The organism is Burkholderia seminalis DSM 23518, assembly GCF_902832885.1.
In the GTDB taxonomy this organism is placed as follows: Bacteria; Pseudomonadota; Gammaproteobacteria; order Burkholderiales; family Burkholderiaceae; genus Burkholderia; species Burkholderia seminalis.
The window spans coordinates 1-18355 of the sequence record NZ_CADFDK010000018.1; the positions used below are offsets into that span (position 1 = coordinate 1).

At 67.9% G+C, this 18355-nt stretch carries 21 protein-coding genes and 1 tRNA gene; 12 read left to right on the forward strand and 10 right to left on the reverse strand.

Features of this window, described 5'->3' with window-relative positions:
* The 5 genes from HWX00_RS32610 to HWX00_RS32630 form a co-directional block, all read left to right on the forward strand.
* A partial coding sequence (locus HWX00_RS32610) for a branched-chain amino acid ABC transporter permease (protein WP_175029421.1) occupies positions 1-924 on the forward strand: 924 nt, incomplete at its 5' end.
* Between the two features lie 18 nt (positions 925-942).
* Positions 943-2112, forward strand: a complete 1170-nt coding sequence (locus HWX00_RS32615; RefSeq protein WP_034186305.1) for an ABC transporter permease subunit — start codon at positions 943-945, stop codon at positions 2110-2112.
* A gap of 24 nt (positions 2113-2136) precedes the next feature.
* Positions 2137-2913 (forward strand): ABC transporter ATP-binding protein, encoded by a 777-nt coding sequence (locus tag HWX00_RS32620; RefSeq protein WP_034178806.1) that lies wholly within the window; start codon positions 2137-2139, stop codon positions 2911-2913.
* On the forward strand, positions 2913-3629 hold the full coding sequence (locus tag HWX00_RS32625) for an ABC transporter ATP-binding protein (protein WP_175011082.1): 717 nt from the start codon (positions 2913-2915) through the stop codon (positions 3627-3629). The genes HWX00_RS32620 and HWX00_RS32625 overlap by 1 nt, the downstream gene beginning before the upstream one ends.
* A gap of 277 nt (positions 3630-3906) precedes the next feature.
* On the forward strand, positions 3907-4578 hold the full coding sequence (locus HWX00_RS32630; RefSeq protein WP_175027663.1) for a DUF2278 family protein: 672 nt from the start codon (positions 3907-3909) through the stop codon (positions 4576-4578).
* A gap of 21 nt (positions 4579-4599) precedes the next feature.
* Here the strand turns inward: HWX00_RS32630 and HWX00_RS32635 are convergent, their stop codons facing one another.
* The 3 genes from HWX00_RS32635 to HWX00_RS32645 form a co-directional block, all read right to left on the reverse strand.
* Positions 4600-5055 (reverse strand): GNAT family acetyltransferase, encoded by a 456-nt coding sequence (locus HWX00_RS32635; protein ID WP_034186302.1) that lies wholly within the window; start codon positions 5053-5055, stop codon positions 4600-4602.
* A gap of 13 nt (positions 5056-5068) precedes the next feature.
* Positions 5069-6253, reverse strand: a complete 1185-nt coding sequence (locus tag HWX00_RS32640; RefSeq protein ID WP_034186301.1) for an acetylornithine transaminase — start codon at positions 6251-6253, stop codon at positions 5069-5071.
* Positions 6254-6547: 294 nt separating this feature from the next.
* Positions 6548-7579, reverse strand: coding sequence for a CDP-6-deoxy-delta-3,4-glucoseen reductase (locus HWX00_RS32645; protein ID WP_034186300.1), 1032 nt, complete (start codon positions 7577-7579; stop codon positions 6548-6550).
* A 107-nt stretch (positions 7580-7686) separates the two neighbouring features.
* Between HWX00_RS32645 and HWX00_RS32650 the strand changes: the two genes are divergently transcribed.
* Entirely contained in the window at positions 7687-8724 is a 1038-nt protein-coding gene (locus HWX00_RS32650) for an NAD-dependent epimerase/dehydratase family protein (RefSeq protein ID WP_175027664.1), read from the forward strand.
* Here HWX00_RS32650 and HWX00_RS32655 read toward each other — a convergent pair.
* On the reverse strand, positions 8707-8895 hold the full coding sequence (locus HWX00_RS32655; protein ID WP_034186298.1) for a hypothetical protein: 189 nt from the start codon (positions 8893-8895) through the stop codon (positions 8707-8709). The two genes, HWX00_RS32650 and HWX00_RS32655, sit on opposite strands and share 18 nt — an antisense overlap.
* A 105-nt stretch (positions 8896-9000) precedes the next feature.
* Positions 9001-9717: a pseudouridine synthase gene (locus HWX00_RS32660; RefSeq protein WP_175027665.1), complete on the reverse strand. Its 717-nt coding sequence runs from the start codon at positions 9715-9717 to the stop codon at positions 9001-9003.
* A gap of 114 nt (positions 9718-9831) precedes the next feature.
* Between HWX00_RS32660 and copC the strand changes: the two genes are divergently transcribed.
* From copC to HWX00_RS32680, 4 genes are all read left to right on the forward strand, one after another.
* A complete protein-coding gene (gene copC / locus HWX00_RS32665; RefSeq protein WP_034186296.1) occupies positions 9832-10206 on the forward strand; it encodes a copper homeostasis periplasmic binding protein CopC in 375 nt (124 codons plus the stop codon).
* Positions 10207-10271: 65 nt separating this feature from the next.
* Positions 10272-10772 carry a DinB family protein gene (locus HWX00_RS32670; RefSeq protein WP_034186295.1) on the forward strand — a complete coding sequence of 167 codons (501 nt, stop codon included), beginning with the start codon at positions 10272-10274 and terminating at the stop codon, positions 10770-10772.
* A gap of 169 nt (positions 10773-10941) precedes the next feature.
* The gene (locus tag HWX00_RS32675) at positions 10942-11715 is read left to right on the forward strand and encodes an SDR family oxidoreductase (RefSeq protein WP_034186294.1); all 774 of its coding nucleotides are present in this window, start codon (positions 10942-10944) and stop codon (positions 11713-11715) included.
* 167 nt (positions 11716-11882) lie between these two features.
* Entirely contained in the window at positions 11883-12818 is a 936-nt protein-coding gene (locus HWX00_RS32680; RefSeq protein ID WP_175027666.1) for a LysR family transcriptional regulator, read from the forward strand.
* A 36-nt stretch (positions 12819-12854) separates the two neighbouring features.
* Here the strand turns inward: HWX00_RS32680 and HWX00_RS32685 are convergent, their stop codons facing one another.
* Entirely contained in the window at positions 12855-13751 is an 897-nt protein-coding gene (locus HWX00_RS32685; RefSeq protein ID WP_034186292.1) for a LysR family transcriptional regulator, read from the reverse strand.
* Positions 13752-13857: 106 nt separating this feature from the next.
* Between HWX00_RS32685 and HWX00_RS32690 the strand changes: the two genes are divergently transcribed.
* Complete coding sequence (locus HWX00_RS32690; protein WP_175027667.1) at positions 13858-14748, forward strand: alpha/beta fold hydrolase; 891 nt, start codon at positions 13858-13860, stop codon at positions 14746-14748.
* A gap of 101 nt (positions 14749-14849) precedes the next feature.
* Here HWX00_RS32690 and HWX00_RS32695 read toward each other — a convergent pair whose 3' ends face one another.
* Positions 14850-15587 (reverse strand): SDR family oxidoreductase, encoded by a 738-nt coding sequence (locus HWX00_RS32695; protein WP_175027668.1) that lies wholly within the window; start codon positions 15585-15587, stop codon positions 14850-14852.
* Positions 15588-15707: 120 nt separating this feature from the next.
* Between HWX00_RS32695 and HWX00_RS32700 the strand changes: the two genes are divergently transcribed.
* Positions 15708-16610: a LysR family transcriptional regulator gene (locus tag HWX00_RS32700; RefSeq protein ID WP_049036359.1), complete on the forward strand. Its 903-nt coding sequence runs from the start codon at positions 15708-15710 to the stop codon at positions 16608-16610.
* A 28-nt stretch (positions 16611-16638) separates the two neighbouring features.
* On the opposite strand, the gene HWX00_RS32705 is transcribed toward HWX00_RS32700, so the two are convergent.
* The 3 genes from HWX00_RS32705 to HWX00_RS32715 all read right to left on the reverse strand — a co-directional run bounded on the left by HWX00_RS32705 (position 16639) and on the right by HWX00_RS32715 (position 18293).
* On the reverse strand, positions 16639-16806 hold the full coding sequence (locus HWX00_RS32705; RefSeq protein WP_167361874.1) for a hypothetical protein: 168 nt from the start codon (positions 16804-16806) through the stop codon (positions 16639-16641).
* A gap of 151 nt (positions 16807-16957) precedes the next feature.
* A tRNA-Leu gene (locus HWX00_RS32710) sits at positions 16958-17042 on the reverse strand.
* Between the two features lie 93 nt (positions 17043-17135).
* Entirely contained in the window at positions 17136-18293 is a 1158-nt protein-coding gene (locus HWX00_RS32715) for an ABC transporter substrate-binding protein (protein WP_175027669.1), read from the reverse strand.
* Positions 18294-18355: the final 62 nt, after the last annotated feature.

Here is an 18355-nt window from a genome sequence, read left to right on the forward strand (position 1 = left end):
AACGGGCTGGTGCTCGGCAGTGTCTACGCCATCATCGCGTTGGGCTACACGATGGTGTACGGCATTCTCGGCATCATCAACTTCGCGCACGGCGACGTGCTGATGATCGGCGCGATGGTCGCGCTGTCGGCCATCACCGTGCTGCAGAACCATTTTCCCGGACTCGGCAACGTCGCGACGCTGACGATCGGCCTGGGCATCGCCGCGGTCGTCTGCGCGTTCGTCGGCTTCACGATCGAGCGCGTCGCGTACCGGCCGCTGCGCCGCGCGCCGCGCCTCGCGCCGCTGATCACCGCGATCGGCGTGTCGATCCTGCTGCAGACGGCGGCGATGATCATCTGGTCGCGCAACCCGTTGCCGTTCCCGCAATTGCTGCCGACCGATCCGATCAACGTGATCAAGGCCACCGACACGACGCCGGGCGCCGTGATATCCGTGACTGAAATCGTGATCATCGCGGTCGCGTTCATCGTGATGGGCGGCCTGCTGCTGCTCGTGCACAAGACCAAGCTCGGCCGCGCGATGCGCGCGATCGCCGAAAGCCCGAATACGGCCAGCCTGATGGGCGTGAACCCGAACTTCGTGATCTCCGCGACGTTCATGATCGGCTCCGCGCTCGCCGCGCTGGCCGGCGTGATGATCGCCTCCGAATACGGCAACGTGCACTTCTACATGGGTTTCATTCCCGGCATGAAGGCGTTCACCGCCGCGGTGCTCGGCGGGATCGGCAACCTCGGCGGCGCGATGGTCGGCGGCGTGCTGCTCGGCCTGATCGAGCAGCTCGGGGCCGGCTACATCGGCAACCTCACGGGCGGCGTATTCGGCAGCAACTACCAGGACGTGTTCGCCTTCGTCGTGCTGATCATCGTGCTGGTGTTCCGTCCGTCGGGCCTGCTGGGCGAACGGGTCGCGGATCGCGCGTAACGGAAGGGAGCAAACAACATGACATCCATTCAACCGATCGAATCCTCGACGTCGCTCGTCGAAGAGCGCAACACCGCCAAGACCATCGTCATCGGCCTGCTGACCGCCGTCCTCGTGATCGCGGCGCCGATCGTGATCGGCTCGGCCGGCGGCAACTACTGGGTCCGCGTGCTCGACTTCGCGATGCTGTACGTGATGCTCGCGCTGGGCCTGAACGTGGTGGTCGGCTTCGCCGGCCTGCTCGACCTCGGCTACATCGCGTTCTACGCGGTGGGCGCATACACGGCGGCATTGCTGAGCTCGCCGCACCTGACCTCGCAGTTCGAGTGGATCGCGGCGCTCGCGCCGAACGGCCTGCACGTGCCGTTCCTGATCATCGTGCCGATCGCGATGGCGCTGGCGGCGACCTTCGGGATCCTGCTCGGCGCGCCGACGCTGCGCCTGCGCGGCGACTACCTGGCGATCGTGACGCTCGGCTTCGGTGAAATCGTCCGGATCTTCATGAACAACCTCGACCGTCCGGTGAACATCACCAACGGCCCGAAGGGGATCACGGGCATCGATCCGGTGCATGTCGGCGGCTTCAACCTGTCGCAGACGCACTCGCTGTTCGGCCTGCAGCTGCCGTCGGTCTACATGTACTACTACCTGTTCGTGCTGTGCTCGCTGCTGGTGATCTGGGTCTGTACGCGCCTGCAGCACTCGCGTATCGGCCGTGCGTGGGCAGCGATCCGCGAAGACGAGATCGCGGCGAAGGCGATGGGCATCAACACCCGTAACGTGAAGCTGCTCGCGTTCGCGATGGGCGCGTCGTTCGGCGGCCTGTCGGGCGCGATGTTCGGCTCGTTCCAGGGCTTCGTGTCGCCGGAATCGTTCACGTTCTGGGAATCGATCGTGGTGCTCGCCTGCGTGGTGCTCGGCGGCATGGGCCACATCCCGGGCGTGATCCTGGGTGCGGTGCTGCTCGCGATCTTCCCGGAATTCCTGCGCTCGACGATGAGCCCGCTGCAGCATGCGTTGTTCGGCCACGACATCGTCGATACGGAAGTGATCCGTCAGGCGCTGTACGGCCTCGCGATGGTCGTCATCATGCTGTACCGCTCGGAAGGCCTGTGGCCCGCGCCGAAGCATGAGGACAAGATCGCGAAACTGGCGAAGCGCAACAGCAAGAAGCCGGTGCGCGCTTAATCGACGGACACAGGGGATATACACATGAGCGACAAGCAAATCCGACTGTCCGTGCAGGGCGTGAACAAACGCTTCGGCGGCCTGCAGGCACTGTCAGACGTCGGCCTGCAGATCAAGGAAGGCGAGATCTACGGCCTGATCGGCCCGAACGGCGCCGGCAAGACGACGTTCTTCAACGTGATCACGGGCCTCTACACGCCAGATTCCGGCGACTTCAAGCTGGACGGCCAGAACTACACGCCGACGGCCGTGCACCAGGTGGCCAAGGCCGGCATCGCGCGCACGTTCCAGAACATCCGCCTGTTCGGCGGGATGACGGCGCTCGAGAACGTGATGGTGGGCCGCCACGTGCGCACCAAGCACGGGCTGCTCGGCGCGGTGTTCCAGACGCCGGCCGAGCGCCAGGAAGAGCGCGAGATCAAGGAACGCGCGATCGAGCTGCTCGAGTACGTCGGCGTGCTGCAGTACGCGGACTACACGTCGCGCAACCTGTCGTACGGCCACCAGCGCCGTCTCGAGATCGCGCGCGCGCTGGCCACCGATCCGAAGCTGCTCGCGCTCGACGAGCCGGCGGCCGGGATGAACGCGACCGAGAAGGTCGAACTCACGCGCCTGCTCGACAAGATCCGCTCGGACGGCCGCACGATCCTGCTGATCGAGCACGACGTGAAGCTCGTGATGGGGCTGTGCAACCGGATGACGGTGCTCGATTACGGCAAGGTGATCGCCGAGGGTCTGCCGCAGGACGTGCAGAAGAATCCGAAGGTGATTGAGGCATATCTCGGCGCAGGGGTGCACTGATGGCAGCGGCAATGTTGAAAATCAAGGGCTTGCAGGTCAACTACGGCGGCATCCAGGCCGTCAAGGGCGTTGACATGGAAGTCCGTCAGGGCGAGCTCGTGACGCTGATCGGCGCGAACGGCGCGGGCAAGACCACGACGATGAAGGCGATCACGGGCCTGAAGCCGTACTCGGCGGGCGACATCGAGTACGACGGCAAGTCGATCAAGGGCATTCCGCCGCACGAGCTGCTCAAGCGCGGCCTCGCGATGGTGCCGGAAGGCCGCGGGATCTTCGCGCGGATGTCGATCATCGAGAACATGCAGATGGGCGCGTACCTGCGCAACGACACCGAGCAGATCAAGAAGGACGTCGACCGGATGTTCGGCTTCTTCCCGCGTCTGAAGGAGCGTGCGACGCAGCTCGCGGGCACGCTGTCGGGCGGCGAGCAGCAGATGCTGGCGATGTCGCGCGCGATCCTGAGCAAGCCGAAGCTGCTGCTGCTCGACGAACCGTCGATGGGTCTGTCGCCGATCATGGTCGAGAAGATCTTCGAAGTGGTGCGCGAGATCTCGAAGGAGGGCATCACGGTGCTGCTCGTCGAGCAGAACGCGCGCCTCGCGCTGCAGGCGGCCGACCGCGGCTACGTGATGGATTCGGGCACGGTCACGATGGAAGGCGACGCGAAGCAGATGCTCGACGATCCGAAGGTGCGCGCTGCGTATCTGGGCGAGTAAGCGAGAGAAGGCGCAGGCCCGGTGACGCGCGGCGGCAGATGCCGCGTGCGTTGTGCCAGGGCTGTCGAAAGGCTGTCACGGGATGCCGTGACAGCCTTTTTTTCGTGTTGTGCGATTCGTGCCGAACTGTGTGCGCGGACGCGACTCCATTCGACGGGTGCGGTGCGCATGCGGCGCGGGCATGATGGAGCGCAGCCGGTCGCCCGCAGCCGGTCGCCCGCAAACCGACACACGGGCCGCGTAGCATCGACGGTCCATCCGAACACGGAGAGCACGCATGAGTCTGGACTACGGTTTCGTGAAGGCGAAGGTGACATCGGTGGCGAAGCTGAAGGGCTCGCCGCACGGCAGCGAGATCCAGTATCACATCCACATGACGCTGGCGCTGCCGTCGGGCGACTGGGATGTCGCGATCAACGTCGGCACCAGCGATGCGGACGACCTGTTGAACTACAAGCTCGTCTACGATTTCCACCATCCCGTCACCGAGACGCTCGCGGCCGCGGCCGAAGGCTACACCGACCTCACGGGGCAGGCCGCGCTGCCGGCACTGGACTACCTGCGCAGCGACATCCTGAACGAGACGGGTGCGTGGCGCGCGAGTGCGGTGATGGACGGCACCGAGAATCCGGAGCCGATTCCGTCGCTGCTGCGGCTCGTGAACGCCGCGCAGTCACAGGGCCTCGACGTCGTCGTGTTCGGCCGTACCTATAAGGAAGGCAACGGCATTCATGACACGCACATGAACCAGGGCTCGACGGGCTCGAACTATCTGCATCGCGCGGGCGACGACCATAACGACCACAACGACGTGTGGCAGGACGGCGCACTGATCGTGCGCGTGAGCGCGTCGCAGTGGGCCGCGTATTTCGCGGCGTTCGAGCAGCAGGCCGTGCCGACCGACGCGCTCGGCAATCCGCTGCCGGGCGCGGGGCCGATCACGCGTTGAGAGGGGCCGCTGCCGCCGGCATCACGCCGCCGGCAGCGTCTTGCCGAACGAGATGCGCTCCTCGACGCGATAACCGAGCGCCGCATAGAAGCGGCACGCGTCGTCGTTGCCGGGCAGTACCTGCAGGTTGATCTTCAGGCAGCCGCGCGCGGCGAGCGCGCGTTCCGCATGCGCGATCAGCGCGCGGCCGACGCCGAGCCGGCGCACGTCGTTCGCGACGCCGAACGAGTAGAGCCAGCCGCGATGTCCGTCGAAACCCGCCATCAGCGTGCCGACGACGCGCGCGCCGCTGGTCGCGACGAAGAACAGCTCCGGCTGCGTCGCGAGCTTCAGCGCGATCGATCGCAGCGGATCGCGGTGCGGCGGCGCATCGGCTTCGTCGTATTGCGGGAACGCGTCGCGCCATACCGCGAGCACGGCATCGGTATCGGCGCGGTCGAACGGGCGGATTGCGACAGCATCGGCGGCGGCATCCATCGCGGCGGTCTCCTTAGAGCGTATCGAGGATCGACCGCAGCATCGCCATCATCTGGTCGATTTCGTCGGTCGTCACGTTCAGGGCGGGCATGAAGCGCAGCAGGTTCGGCCGCGCGGCGTTCAGCAGCAGGCCGTCGGGCTGCATGTCGCGCGCCTTCTCGACGATCTGCGGGCCGATGTCCTTGCCGAGCAGCAGCGCGCGCAGCAGGCCTTCGCCGCGTTCGCCTTCGAAGCCGCGCTCCTCCGACAGCTCGAGCAGCTTGCGCTTCAGGTATTCGCCGCGGGCGCGCACGCCTTCGAGGAAGCCGGGCGCGACGAGCTGCGAGATCACCGAGTAGCCGGCCGCCGTCATCAGCGGGTTGCCGTTGTAGGTGCCGCCCTGGTCGCCGGCCTCGAACACCGCGACATCGGCCTTCGACAGCAGCGCCGCGAGCGGCACGCCGCTGCCGATGCCCTTGCCGAGCGTCATGATGTCCGGTTCGATGCCGGCGAGTTCGTACGCGAACAGCGTGCCCGCACGGCCGCAGCCGCTTTGCACTTCGTCGACGATCAGCAGCAGGTTGTGCTGCTTCGTCAGCGCACGCAGCGCCTGCATGAATTCGCGCGTCGCCGGAATCACGCCGCCTTCGCCCTGGATCGGTTCGAGCATCACGGCGACGGTCTTGTCGGTGATCAGCTTCTCGACCGAGTTGATGTTGTTCAGCTCGGCCTTCGGGAAACCCGGCACCTGCGGCGCGTAGATCGTGTCCCAGCCGGGCTTGCCGCTGGCCGACATCGTCGCGAGCGTGCGGCCGTGGAAGCTGTGGTCGAACGTGATGATCTCGTACGCGCCGTTGCGGAACTTGCGGCCCCACTTGCGCGCGAGCTTGATCGCGCCTTCGTTCGCTTCCGCGCCGCTGTTCGTGAAGAACACCTTGTCGAACACGCTGTGCTGCGTGAGCAGGCCCGCGAGCTTCGCCATCGGTTCGTTGTAGAACGCCGGCGACGGGTTCAGCAGTTTTTCGGCCTGCGTCTTCAGCGCTTCGACGACACCGTCGTTGCAGTGGCCGAGGCTGTTGACGGCCCAGCCCTGGATGAAGTCCAGATAGCGCTTGCCCGTGTGATCGTAGAGCCACGAACCCTTGCCGTGGGTAAACACGATGTCGGGGCGGTTCGTGATGTACATCAGCGAGTCGATCGGAAAATCGTTCAGGGGCATGGCAGCAGACTCCAGCGGACGTTGAAAGGGAAACGGGCAATAAAAAAGCCACGGAAGGCCGTGGCTGGTGGGTTCGAACAGCTTGTGCGTAACCGGTGAAGCGGTGTGGGTTACGCGCGAGTCCGTGACGAGCCGGCGGCATCCGGGCGGAGCGGCGAGCGGCGACGTCGAAGGGTGGACAGGAAACAGTTCATGTGCGCAAGCATAAGGCATCCCGCGCCTCACTGTAAACCGCCGCGATGCCGCGAATGTGACATCGCGGCGTGCGGCGCGGGACGCGGGCGGGCCCGCCGCTCAGACCGGATGCGCGAGGTCGGCGGCGCTCGTGAACGAGTCCGCGTAGAACTCGTCGGCCGGCAGCGCGTGGTGCTGCGTGAAGTCGCGCTGCGCGGATTCGACCATGACCGGCGCTCCGCACGCATACACCTGGTAGCCCGACAGATCGGGCAGGTCCTCGATCACCGCGCGATGGACGAAGCCCGTGCGGCCGGTCCATTGATCGCCGGCGTCCGGCTCGGAGAGCACCGGCACGTACTTGAAGTTCGGGATCTCGCGTGCCCACTGCTCGGCGAGTTCGTCGAGGTAGATGTCCTTCTTGCGGCGGGCACCCCAGTAGAGCGTCATCGGGCGCGTGATGCCCGAGTGCTTCACATGCTCGATGATCGCCTTGATCGGCGCGAAGCCCGTGCCCGACGCGAGCAGCACGATCGGCTTGTCGGAGTCCTCGCGCAGGAAGAACGTGCCGAGCGGGCCTTCGAAGCGCAGGATGTCGCGCTCCTTCATCGCGCCGAACACGTGGTCGGTGAACTTGCCGCCCGGCATGTGGCGGATGTGCAGCTCGATCGGGCCTTCCTCGTGCGGCGCGTTCGCCATCGAGTAGCTGCGGCGCGAGCCGTCCTTCAGGATGAACTCGACGTACTGGCCCGCGAGGTACTGGAGGCGCTCGTTGGCGGGCAGCTGCAGCTTCACGACCATCACGTCGTCGGCCTTGCGTTCGAGCGCGGCGATCCGGCACGGCAGCTTCTTGACCTGCACGCCGTCGACGCCGGCGATTTCACGCACGTCGATTTCGAGATCGCACTGGGCCTTCGAGCAGCACAGCAGCGCGAGGCCGCGCGTGCGTTCGTCGTTCGACAGCGCCGATGCGGCGTGCGGGCCCTGTTCGATCTGGCCCGACACGATCTGGCCCTTGCAGGAGCCGCATGCGCCGTTCTTGCAGCCGTACGGCAGATGGACGTTCTGGCGCAGCGCGGCAGCCAGCACGGTTTCGTCCGACTCGACCTGGAATTGCCGGCCGCTTTGCTTGAGAGTGACGTTGAATGCCATAGAACCAAACTAGAACAAAATGGGGGGACCGTGCATGTCGCGCACGGCAGCTACAATGCAAGACCGTTGCGCGTCGCGCAACGGCCGCTACTGATTTCGCAACCAACATGATCGCGACACGAATCCTGCGCCGGCCGCGCGCACTGATCGTCGGCTGCGGCGACGTCGGCATGCGCTGCGTCGCGCAATGGCGCGATACGCGCCGCAACCTGCGGATCTTCGCGCTGACGAGCCACCCGGCCCGCCGCGACGAACTGCGGGCCGCGGGCGCGACGCCGATCGTCGGCGACCTCGATCGCCGGGCGACGCTCGGCCGCCTCGCGGGTCTCGCTCGCACGATCCTGCATCTCGCACCGCCGCAGGCCGACGGCCGTGACGACCGGCGCACGCGTGCGCTGATCGCCGCAACGTCCATGCCCGCGCGTCGGCCAGCGACCCCGCCGGCACCGGCGGTCGGCCGGCTCCGAACGCTGCGCACCGCTGCACGGCAGGCCGGCGCACCCGTTCGGGGAGCGCGTATTGTACCCGACGGCCTTCGCGCGCCGAGGCTCGTCTACGCGAGCACGACGGGCGTATACGGCGACTGCGGCGGCGCGCGCATCGACGAAACGCGGCCGTTGCGCCCCGCGAATCCGCGCGCGTTCCGACGCGTGTCGGCCGAGCGACAACTGCGTGCGGCGACGGTGCGCGGCGTGCTGTCCGCGCGCATCGTGCGCATTCCCGGCATCTACGCGGCGAACCGCCTGCCGGTCGCGCGGCTCGAGCGCGGCACGCCGGCGCTCGAGCCGGCCGACGACGTCTACACGAACCACATCCACGCGGATGATCTCGCGGCGATCCTGCGCCGCGCGGCCGAGCGCGGCAGGCCGGCGCGCGCCGTGCACGCGTCGGACGACAGCGAACTGCGGATGGGGGAGTATTTCGACCGGGTCGCGCGGGTGCTCGGCCTGCCGAGGCCGCCGCGCGTCAGCCGCGCGGACGCCGAACGCCAGCTCGAACCGACGCTGCTGTCGTTCATGCGGGAGTCGCGACGCCTGTCCAACGCACGGCTCAAGGCCGAATTGTGCGTGACGTTGCGCTATCCGACCGTAGACGATTTCCTTCAAACGCTCGCGCCGGGCAGCGCCTCAGGTCAGCGCCGGTAACGCCTCGATCAGCAGGAAGCACAGCAGCGCCCCGATCAGCGCGCCAATCAGGTTCGGATGATATTTGTGCTTCATGTGCATCATGGCCAGCAGGCCGCCGATCACGATGACACCGATGACCGCGAACGCGATCATCACCGACGACAGTTCGAAAGAATGGTTGAGGTTCATGATGTCTCCCCTGCATCGCTGCTCGTGCAGCTTGTGATTTCAGTATAGCGGGGGAACCTGCGGCCCAGACGCGGCCGGGCACCGAACGGTCGTGCGGATTTTCCCTTACAGGGTTTTGACGGGATTGCGCAGCGCTGAAAGGTCGGCGTCGTCGAGCCACCGCCACGCGCCCGGCGCGAGATCGTCCGGCAGCGTGAAGCCGCCGATGCTTTCGCGGTGCAGCAATTCGACGCGATTGCTCGCCGCCGCCACCATGCGCTTGACCTGGTGGTATTTGCCTTCGAGGACGGTCAGCGCGAGCGCGTGCGTGTCGCGCGCGTCGGCGGCGACGGCCGCGATCGGCTTCGGCTCGCCGTGCAGCTGCACGCCGCCGCGCAGCGCGTTCAACTGCGCGTCGTCGAGCGGGTGGCGCACGGTCGCGACGTAGGTCTTCGGCACCTTGCGCTTCGGCGACGTGTACGCATGCACGAACTGGCCGTCGTCGGACAGCAGCAGCAGGCCGGTCGTGTCCTGGTCGAGGCGGCCGACGCACTGCACGCCGCGCGCGACGAGCGGCGCGGGCAGCAGGCTGAACACGCTCGCGTGGTGCTGCGGATCGCGCGAGCATTCGTAGCCGGCCGGCTTGTTGAGCGCGAGATACGCGCGTTCGTGGAACGGCCACGCCGTATCGTCGACCTCGAATACGAGGCCGTCGGTATCGAAGGTGGCGTCCGGATCGGTCGCGGCCATGCCCGCGACGGCGACGCGGCCCGCTTCGATCAGGCCGCGGCACTGGCGGCGCGAGCCGAAGCCCTGGGTGTAGAGAATGCTTTCGAGATCCATAGCGCGCGCATTCTATCAAGCGGCGGCGGATGACCGGCATGAGCGCGCCTGCGCTGGTAAGCTGCCGGAACGCCGCGCGGGGTGCGGCACCCGTTCATGCTTCACGGAAAGTCCATGCGTTTCGATTCATTCCCGTTCGGTCGCCAGGCGGCCGCCGTCATCGTTGCCGCCACCGTCTCGTCGGCTGCTTTCGCGCACGCGCATCTCGCGAAGAGCGATCCGGCGGCGGGCGCGGCGGTGGCCACCGCGCCGGCTGCCGTCACGATCGACTTCACCGAGCCGCTGGAGCCGGCATTCAGCTCGATCGTCGTCGTCGACGGCGGCGGCAAGACGGTGTCGGACGGCCGTGCGCGCATCGACGCGTCGAACCGCAAGCGGATGACGGTGCCGCTCGCGGCAGTCGGCGCCGGTGCCTATACGGTGAAATGGGTGGCCGTCGCGACCGACGGGCACCGCACGCAGGGCGCGTACGGCTTCAGCGTGAAGTGACGCAACGGCGGCGGCAGGCCCGTGCCAGGGTTGTCGTCGCCCTTATCCGACAGGGAGTTTTCCGCATGAATCCGACGACGCTCGATGCACTCGCCGATTTCCCCCGTCAACTCGAAGCGCATTTCGCGGCCGTGCCCGACGGCTATGCGCGCTGGACACCCGACGACTGGGCCGGGATTCCGAGCGAGCATTTCTCGCCGCTCGGGCAGCTCTGCCACGTGCGCGACATCGAGATCGACGGCTATCAGGTGCGGTTGCGGCGGATGCTCGACGAAGACCGGCCGCTGCTCGTGTCGCTCGACGGCGACGCGCTCGCGATCGAGCGCCGCTACACCGATGCGTACGCGTCGGACGTGCTCGCGGCGATCCGCGACGCGCGACGCGAAACGCTGGAGCTGCTGTCGCGCCTCACGCCCGAGCAGTTCGAGCGCACCGGCGAGTTCGAAGGCTACGGTCCGTTGACCGTGCGCGGGCTCGTCCACTACCTGTGCAGCCACGACCAGCAGCATCTGGCCGGCATGCAGTGGCTGCTCGGCAAGATCGACGCGGCGCTTTACGCGCGCTGAAGCGCCGGCCTTCGCAAGCATGATCCGGTGCCGCCGTCGGTACGGCAGACCACGGATTTGCGTCCGGATTGGATCGGTTTTCTGGATAATCCATCCAGCCGCGACCGGCTGACCCGCGCGTGGCGCGTGCCTACACTCCTAGCTTCGCTCAACGAAAAAGGAGTCAACCGTGGCAACTCATACGCTCGCAGACAAGGTCGTCCTGATCGCAGGCGGCGCGAAGAATCTCGGCGGCCTGATCGCCCGGGATCTGGCCGGCCACGGCGCGAAGGCGGTGGCGATTCACTACAACAGCGCGGCGTCGCAGGCCCAGGCCGAGGAAACGGCCGCCGCCGTGCGCGCGGCCGGCGCGGAAGCCGCGACGTTCCAGGGCGACCTGACGACGGCCGCCGCGGTCGAGAAGCTGTTCGACGACGCGAAGCAGCGCTTCGGCAAGATCGACATCGCGATCAACACGGTCGGCAAGGTGCTGAAGAAGCCGTTCACCGAGATCAGCGAGGCCGAGTACGACGAGATGTTCGCGGTCAACAGCAAGTCCGCGTTCTTCTTCATCAAGGAAGCCGGGCGGCATCTCGAGGATCACGGCAAGCTCGTCACGCTCGTGACGTCGCTGCTCGGCGCGTTCACGCCGTTCTATGCGGCGTACGAAGGGTCGAAGGCGCCGGTCGAGCACTTCACGCGCGCGGCGTCGAAGGAATACGGCGCCCGCGGGATCTCGGTGACGGCCGTCGGGCCGGGCCCGATGGATACGCCGTTCTTCTATCCGGCCGAGGGCGCCGACGCGGTCGCGTATCACAAGACGGCGGCCGCGCTGTCGCCGTTCAGCAAGACCGGCCTGACCGACATCGAGGACGTCGTGCCGTTCATCCGCCATCTCGTCACCGACGGCTGGTGGATCACGGGCCAGACGATCCTGATCAACGGCGGGTACACCACGAAGTAACCGGGCCGTTCACGCGCCGCGCGGCGCACCGCAATGGCGCGTTTGCGTGGACAATGAACGGGCGTGCAGCCGCGAGGCCGCGCGCCCGTTTTCGTTGTGCCGCCGGACCGTGCCGCGATGGGCGGCGGCTGGCGGCGACCGCCGTCCGAACCTACGTTCCCCCGCCGATGGACAAGCTGGATCAGGTCAGAATCTTCCTGCAGGTTGCCGAAATGGGCAGCTTCATCAAGGCCGCGCACGCGCTCGACGTGCCGCGCGCAACCGTGTCGGCGGCCGTCCAGCAGCTCGAGACGGGGCTCGGCACGCGCCTCCTGCATCGCACGACGCGCCAGGTGCAGCTCACCGCCGACGGCGCGCTGCTGCTCGAGCGCGGCCGGCGCCTGCTCGCGGAGGCCGACGAACTCGACCGCCTGTTCCGCCGCCGCGATCGCGACGTCGTCGGACGGCTGAACGTCGACGTGCCGAGCCGGATCGCGCGCCGCGTCGTGGCGCCCGCGCTGCCGTCGCTGTTCCGCCGCTACCCGAAGCTGCAACTGTCGCTCGGCTCGACCGACCGCTCGATCGACCTCGTGCAGGAGGGCGTCGACTGCGCGATCCGCGTCGGGCGGCTCGCGGACAGCAGCCTCGTCGTGCGGCCGCTCGGGCAGTTCACGCTGATCAACTGCGCGAGTCCCGACTACCTGCGCGAATGCGGCGTGCCCGAGCATCCGAATGCGCTCGCGCACGGGCACTGGGCGATCGGTTATGCGTCGCCGACGACGGGGCGCGAGCTCGGATGGGAGTACTGCGTCGACGGGCAGACGCACATGCTGACGCTGCCGAGCCGCGTGATCGTCAACAATGCGGAAACCTACATCGCCGGCTGCATTGCCGGCATGGGGCTGATCCAGATTCCGCGGTTCGACGTCGAGCATCTGCTGGAAAGCGGCGCGCTCGTCGACGTGATGCCCGGCCACCGCGCCGCGCCGATGGACGTGTCGGCCGTGTATCCGCATCGCCGGCATCGGTCGCGCCGGCTCAATGCGTTCGTCGAGTGGTTCGGCGAGTTGATGACGGATGCGCTGACGGGGACGGCGGTGGGGCCGGGCACGGAAGGCGACTGACGGCAGCCGGGTGGCGCGGCCGCCGTCGCGCATGTTTCAGCCGTCCGGTGCCGCGAATCGCCTGTCGCGCCCGGCATCCCGCACCGCGTCGATCAATGCCGCGCCTGGGCCGTCGGGCTTCGCGGCAAACGCATAGAAGCGCGCGGCCGGCAGCGCGGGCAGCCCGTCCCGCGGCCCGCATTCGCGCAGGCCGTCGCGCAGCTGGCTGCGTGCAAGCGCGGTGACCGCGAAGCCGGCGAGCGCGGCCGACACGCAGCCGGCCATGCTGCTGCTCTCGAACCGTACGCGGAACGGCCGCAGCGCGGCGGCGAGCGCCGCGACGGCCGCTTCGCGATAGACGCACGGCTGCGGAAACAGCGCGAGCGGCACTTCGCCGTCCGCGTCGAGCGCGCGATCCGACGCGTAGGCCCACACGAGCGGTTCTTCCCACAGCAGTTCGCCCGGTGTATCGACCTGCCGGCACTGCTTGCCGAATACGACGTCGAGCCGGCCGAGCGTCTGTTCGCGCAGCAGCGACGCGGTGATCCCGACCTTCAGCTCGATCGACGTGCGCGGGTAGCGGTCGCGGAACGCGCGCAGCACCTGCGGCAGCCACGCCCCGGCAAAGTCCTCCGACGCGCCGATGCGCAGCGGCCCGTGCGCCGGCGCGCCGCGCAGCCGGGCGCGCACTTCGCGCTCCATGTCGACGATGTTGCGCGCGTAGGCGTACAGCGTGTCGCCGGCCGGCGTGAGCGCGACGCGCCGCGTCGTGCGCGCCAGCAGCACGGTGCCGGCCGCCTGTTCGAGCCGCTTGATGTGGCCGCTGACGGCCGACGGAGTGAGCGCGAGGCGGTCGGCGGCCGGTGCGAACCCGCGGCTGTCGACGACTTCGAGGAAGGTGCGCAGCAGCGTGATGTCGAGCGCGGTCGATGCGGGATCGGTCAGCGGTTCCATCGATCGATTCAACGTGAAATTCAAGGAATGAATCATGATACTCCGTGAATCGTGATGAAATGCCGGCCTACCATCGTGCGCTCAGGCTGGCCCAACGGAGTACACGATGACGACCTATATGCATGCGACGACCGCGTCGCTCGATATTGCCTATCTCGAATGGAATCCGCGCGGCGAGCGCGTGGCCGTGCTGCTGCACGGCTGGCCGGACAGCCCCGTCGGCTGGGCCGCGGTGGCCGAGACGCTTGCCGCGCGCGGCTACCGCGTGCTGGCACCCGCGCTGCGCGGCTTCGCGCCGACGCGCTTTCGCGACGCATCCGTGCCGCGCAGCGGCCAGCTCGCGGCGCTCGGGCGCGACCTGCTCGAATTCGTCGATGCCCTCGGCGTCGCGCGGCCCGTGCTGGTCGGGCACGACTGGGGCGCACGCGCGGTCGCGAACGCGTGCGGGCTGCGCGACGGCGCCGCGTCGCATCTGGTGATGCTGTCGGTCGGGTACGGCACCAACGATCCACGCCAGCCGCTGTCGCTGCAGCAGGCGCGCAACTACTGGTATCACTGGTTCATGGCGACGCCGCGCGGCGAGCAGGCGCTGCGCGACGATCGCCGCGCGTTTGCCCGCCTGATGTGGGACACGTGGTCGCCGGCCGGCTGGTATCGCGACGGCGATTTCGAGGCGGCGGCGGCCGCGTTCGACGGTCCCGACTGGATCGACGTCGTGCTGCATTCGTACCGGCATTGCTGGGGCTTCGCGCCGGGCACGCCGGCTTATGCCGACGACGATGCGAGGCTGAACCCGGCGCCCGTGCTGTCGCTGCCGGCCCTCGTGTTGCACGGCGGCGCGGACACCTGCAACCATCCGGACAGCTCAGCCGGGCGCGAACGGTTCTTCGCCGGCCGCTACGAGCGGCAGATCCTGGACTCGGTCGGACACTTTCCGCAGCGCGAGGCGCCGGCGGCCGTCGCGGACGCGATCCTGCGGTTCTGCGAGCGCGATTGACGCGCTGAGCAGGCCGAAGCCGCTGGACGCACCGGTGACGAGGACAACTTGCTTCATGGTCGATCTCCTGGCGGAAAGATGAGGCGGCTCCGAGCGGTTCGTCAGCACATGCCGCCGTTGGCGCGCAGGATCTGGCCGTTGATCCACGCGCCCTCCGGGCCGGCGAGGAACGCGACGACGCGCGCGATGTCGTCAGGCTGGCCGAGCCGCTCGAGCGGGTTCAGCTTCGCGAGCCGATCGACCAGTTCGGGGCTCTTGCCCTGCAGGAACAGTTCGGTCGCCACCGGCCCCGGCGCGACGGCATTCACACGGATGCCGCGCCCGCGCATTTCCTGCGCGAGCACCTGCGTGAGGCTTTCGACCGCCGCCTTGCTGGCGACGTACACGCCGTAAGTCGGCATGCGCATGCCGATCACGCTGGTCGACAGGTTGATGATGGAGCCACCGTCGCGCACGCGTCTTGCCGCTTCGCGGCATACGTTGAACGTGCCTTTCACGTTGATGGCCATCGTTTCGTCGAAGAGCGCGTCGTCGCAGTCGGCGATCGCCGCCAGCTTCATCACGCCCGCGGAATTGACCACCACGTCGAGGCCGCCGAATACCTCGCGGGCGGCGTCGAACAGTGCGGCCACGGCCGCCGGGTCGGCGACGTTCGCCTGCACCGCGATGGCCTGGCCACCGTCGGCGACGATCGCGTCGACCACTTCGCGGGCCGGCCCGGCGCTGCCGGCATAGTTGACGACGACCCGGAAGCCGTCTCGCGCGAGTGCGCGGGCGATTTCAGCACCGATGCCACGCGACGAACCCGTGACGAGGGCGACCTGTTCCGATGTGCTCATGTCCTGCTCCTGATGAGGGTGGAATGCCGTTCGATCCGGCGACAGGATTGACTGTAGGCTTCCTCGATCAATAAAAATAATGAATAATGATCAGTCAATAAATGACTAAAAGTATGTCTGATGAGATTCGACAGCAGGCTGCTCAGCGGTATCGGCGTGCTCTCCGCGGTGATCGAGGCCGGCACCTTCGCGCGGGCGGGCGAGGCGATGGGGCTGACGCAACCGGCGGTGAGTCGTGCGGTCGCCCGGCTGGAAGAACGGGTCGGCATCCGGATCTTCAACCGGACGGCACGCGCGATCACGTTGACCGACGAAGGGCGACGCTTTTACGAGGCGGTCGCGCCGCTGCTGGCCGGCATCGAGGAGGCGGCGCTCGACGCCGGCCAGTCGAAGGCGCGCGTGAAGGGGCGGCTGCGCGTGAACGTGGACGGCACGTTCGGCCACTACGTGCTCGCGCCGCGGATGGCGGCATTCCTCGACCGCTTTCCCGACCTCGAGGTCGAGATCAGCGCGCGGGACCGAATGGGCGACCTCGTCGCCGACGGCTTCGATGTGGCAGTGCGCTTCGGCATCCCGGAGCCGTCGTCATATCGTGCGCGACTGCTGCTCGAGACGCGCGTGTTGACCTGCGCGTCGGCCGCATACGTCGCGCGGCATGGCGAACCGCGGCACCCTCGCGATCTCGCGGACGGTCACCAGTGCGTGCTGATCCGCGATCCGGTGACGGGGCGACCGTACGAATGGGAATTTCATCGAGGCAAGGAAGTCGTGCCGGTCGACGCCGCCGGCCGGCTGACGGTGAACGATACCGGCGGGCTGCTCGGCGCGTGCCTGGGCGGCGTCGGCATCGCGCAACTGCTCGAACTCTATGCGCGCGACGTCCTTGCCGAAGGGCGATTGGTCCAGTTGCTGCCGGAATGGGCGGACGAGACGTTCCCGCTTTATGCGTATCACCATGCGTCGAACCTGGTCGCCGCGAAAGTGCGGGTGTTTCTCGATTTCGTCCGCGAATTGATGGCCTGAGCACGTCGGGCGGCAGGACGCCATCGGTTCATTCGGTGCGATGCGGAATGTCGTCCGGGAACGGGTAGGGCGCATGCGGCCCCGGCCAGTCGGGCACCGGCGGTTCGCGAAGCAGGTTGCATCCGCCCAGCATGATCGACAGCAGGGCGACGAGCACGCCGACGCGGGTCGGGCGTGAAATCACACGCTTGGACATGGCTTGCCTCCGTGCCGCGTTCCCTGATGCTTGGACTGCCGGGGGCGGGGGCGCGTTGCGGCGCGCATCGCATGCGGACAAAAACAAAAAACCCGCGAAGCGGCGAGCTTGCGCGGGTTTCGAGTGCGCAGCGCATGACGCTGCGAAAGACTGGTGCCCAGGGCCGGAATCGAACCGGCACGCCTTGCGGCGGGGGATTTTGAGTCCCCTGCGTCTACCAATTTCACCACCTGGGCTTGTTCGTGGCCGCGCAGGCGAGTGCGCGGCGAAACGCGGATTATGGCGGAAATCCGGATGCCGGGCAAGCCACCCCGGCATCCGGGCGCCAGTCACTGGCTCAGGTAGACGAACCGGCCTTGCTTCACGATCCCCATCACGCTCGCGCGCTGATCGAGCCCCACGTGATCCTTGTCGCTCGTGTTGACGACGCCGTTCGGCACGACGAGTTCGTGCGCGCGTTCGAGCTCGTGCCGCAGCGCGGCGCGGAACGCGGGCGTGCCGGGTTGCGCCGCCTTCAGCGCGCGGCCGACCGCGTCGGCGAGGCGCGGGTAGACGCCCGCCGCGTCGCCCGCGAACTGCGTGACCGTGCCGGCGCCGTACTTCGCCTCGTACGCGTCGACGAACGCGAGCGCGGCCTTGCGGGCCGGATGGTCGGCCGGCAGCGTGCGCGCGACGACCACCGGCTGGGTCGGGAACAGCGTGCCGTCGACGTCCTTGCCGCCGAGCTTGATGAATTCCGGCGTCGCGATCCCGTGCGTCTGGTAAATCGGGCCCTTGTAGCCGCGCTCGATCAGCGTGCGCTGCGGCAGCACGGCCGGCGTGCCCGAGCCCGCGATCAGGATCGCGTCGGGTTTCGCCGCGATCAGCTTCAGCGCCTGGCCGGTGACGCTCGCGTCGGTGCGGTTGAAGCGCTCGGTCGCGACGACGCGGATCTTGCGGAGATCGGCGAAGCGCGTGAACTCGTTCAGCCAGCTGTCGCCATAGCTGTCCGCGAAGCCGATGAAGCCGACCGTCTTCACGCCGTGGTTCGCCATGTAGCGCGTCATCACGTCGGCCATCGCCCGGTCGCCTTGGGCCATCTTGAACGCCCAGGTGCGCGCGCCTTCCTGCGGCTCGACGATCGCGCCGGAGCCGACCAGCGTGATCATCGGCGTCTGCGCGGTCGCGACCGCGTCGAGCGCCGCGAGCGCGGCCGGCGTGATGTTCGGCCCGACCACGACGTCGACGTGATCCTCGTCGACCAGCTTGCGGATGTTGCGCACCGCGGCGCCCGGATCGGATGCGTCGTCGAGCACCGTCACCTGCACCGGCTGGCCGGCGATCGTCTTCGGCCACATCAGGATCGCGTTCTTGCTGGTGATGCCGATCGCGGCGGCCGGGCCGGTCGACGACAGGTCGACGCCGACCTTCAGGTCGGCATGCGCGGCCGCGCATGCCAGGACGAGGGCGGCGCCGGCGGCGCGGCGCAACAGGGCGGGAAGCGTCATGCGGGAATCTCCGTCGGGCAGCAAAAAGGGGCGCGATATGCGCCCCGCTGTTTATACACACC